Source organism: Streptomyces sp. NPDC058964, assembly GCF_042741275.1.
In the GTDB taxonomy this organism is placed as follows: Bacteria; Actinomycetota; Actinomycetes; order Streptomycetales; family Streptomycetaceae; genus Streptomyces.
Map to the genome: position 1 here is coordinate 1 of NZ_JBHYKH010000869.1, position 2069 is coordinate 2069.

General features: G+C 73.7%; 2 protein-coding genes. Both read left to right on the forward strand.

The window, feature by feature from the left end; translation table 11 throughout:
• On the forward strand, positions 1 to 772 hold a 772-nt coding region (locus ACFW2E_RS45790), incomplete at its 5' end, for a M55 family metallopeptidase (protein WP_384477816.1).
• Positions 765 to 1925 (forward strand): M20/M25/M40 family metallo-hydrolase, encoded by a 1161-nt coding sequence (locus tag ACFW2E_RS45795; RefSeq protein ID WP_384477818.1) that lies wholly within the window; start codon positions 765 to 767, stop codon positions 1923 to 1925. The genes ACFW2E_RS45790 and ACFW2E_RS45795, both read left to right, overlap by 8 nt.
• Positions 1926 to 2069 lie beyond the last annotated feature (144 nt).

Genomic DNA, 2069 nt, shown 5'->3' on the forward strand with positions numbered 1-2069 from the left:
CGGCCCCGCCCGCTGGGAGCACCCCCCCCAGTCCCTCCCCCCCGACGTCACCGCCGCGATCGCCGGCTTCGCCGCAGCCGGCGCCACCGAGATCCTCGTCAACGAGGCCCACGCCGACCAGCGCAACCTGCTCCTCGACCGGCTCGACACACGAGCCACGCTGCTGATCGGCACGCACAAGCCGCTCGGCATGATGGAGGGCATCGACCGCTCCCCCGACGCGGTCGCCTTCGTCGGCTACCACACCGGCGCCGGTCAGCCGGGCGTGCTCGCCCACACCTATCTGCCCAACACCATCACCGCGGTGCGGATCAACGGCGAGCCGGCCTCCGAGGGCCGGATGAACGCGCTGCTCGCCGACGAGTACGCCGTCCCGGTGGTCCTGGTCACCGGCGACGACCTGTGCTGCGAGGACGCCCGCGGCTGGGCGCCGCACGCCGCCCACGCCGTGGTCAAGACCTGCGTCGACCGCTACTCAGCGATCTGCCTGCCGCCCGAGGTGAGCACCGCCCGGATCACCGAGGCCGCCCGCGAAGGCCTCACGGCCCTGCCCGCCTCCCCCCGGCTGACGGCCCCGCCCGCCGGGGGCTACACCTACGAGGTGTCCTTCGACGCCGCCCACCTGGCGCCCGCCGCAAGCTACATCCCCGGCGTCGTCCAGACCGACCCGCTGACCGTGCGGTTCACGCTGCCGACGATGTACGAGGCGATCCGCTGCTTCCGCGCGCTGACCCGGGTGGTCACCTCGGCCGTGGAGAACTGCTATGGCTGAGCCCGCCGATCTCCTCGCACTGGCCCGCACGTTCGGCAACACGGTGCTGGAACGCTGGGAACGCCTGGTCGCATTGGAGACCCCGTCCGGCGACGCAGACCGTGCGGCCGTGTTCGGCAAGGAACTGGCCGCGGGCCTCGCCGCCACCGCCGACCGCGTCGAACAGCCGCCGGGACCGGGCGGCGACCACCTGGTGGCTTACTGGAACGGGCGCGGGACGGCGGACGACGGCTCCCACGCCGGACATACGCTGCTCGTGGCCCACAGCGACACCGTCTTCCCGGCCGGCACGGTCGCCCGGCGCCCCTTCACGCTCGCCGAGGACGGCGACACGGTCACCGGCCCCGGGGTCTTCGACATGAAGGGCTCCCTGGTGGCCGTCGAACTGGCCATGGACCTGCTGTCCCGTACAGGCACCACGCCCAGGCGTCCGATACGCCTCGTGGTGGTCAACGACGAGGAGATCAGCAGCCCCGACGGCAGCCGCCTCGTGGCCCGGCACGCCGAGGGAGCCAACGCGGTGCTCGGCCTCGAACCACCACTGCCCGGCGGCGCGTTGAAGATCGGCCGACGCGGGGTGGCCCGGATGCGGCTTAGCGTGCGCGGGGTCAGCGCCCACGCCGGCCTCGACGCCGCCCTCGGCGTCTCCGCGATCGACGAGCTCGTGGACCAGCTAGCACGGCTTCGGGCGACGGCCGCCGCCCTCCCCGACGCCGCACTGAACGTCGGCACCATCACGGGCGGTACCCGCGCCAACGTGGTCGCCGACCACGCCGAGGCGGAGATCGGCCTGCGCTATGCCACCGCCGAGACCGAACGGGCCCTGATGTCGGCCCTGTTGGAACCGACCCCGGTGCGGCAGCGGGCCGCCCTGTCCGCAAAGACGCTGTCCCATCGCCCGGCCTGGGCGATGGACCCGGCCAACCCCCTGGCGGCCGAACTGACCACGCTCGCCGCCACCCTGGGCCTGGACCTGCCCCTCGGCTCCTCCGGCGGCGCGGGCGACACCAACCTCACCGGCGCGCTCGGCATCCCGACGGTCGACGGCCTGGGCCCTGCGGGCGCCGGCGCCCACGGCGAGGACGAACACGCTTCGCTGTCCTCCCTGCTGGAGCGGGCCGCGCTCATCGCCGCGTTCCTGGACACCCACTGACCCCTGCCTCAGCCCACCCTCACCCTGCAACGATCCCCATTCCCCCCCAGCCCTCCCATGGGCGCAAACCCCCCCCCGCACCCAAACCCCGCCACCGTGTCCCCCTCAACCCCGCCACCCGACCCACCGACCAGGTGAACCTGG

What these genes read in the sequence shown, in the direction of transcription:
- ACFW2E_RS45795 (WP_384477818.1), top strand. Translation starts at nt 765, where the DNA reads ATGGCTGAGCCCGCCGATCTCCTCGCACTGGCCCGCACGTTCGGCAAC.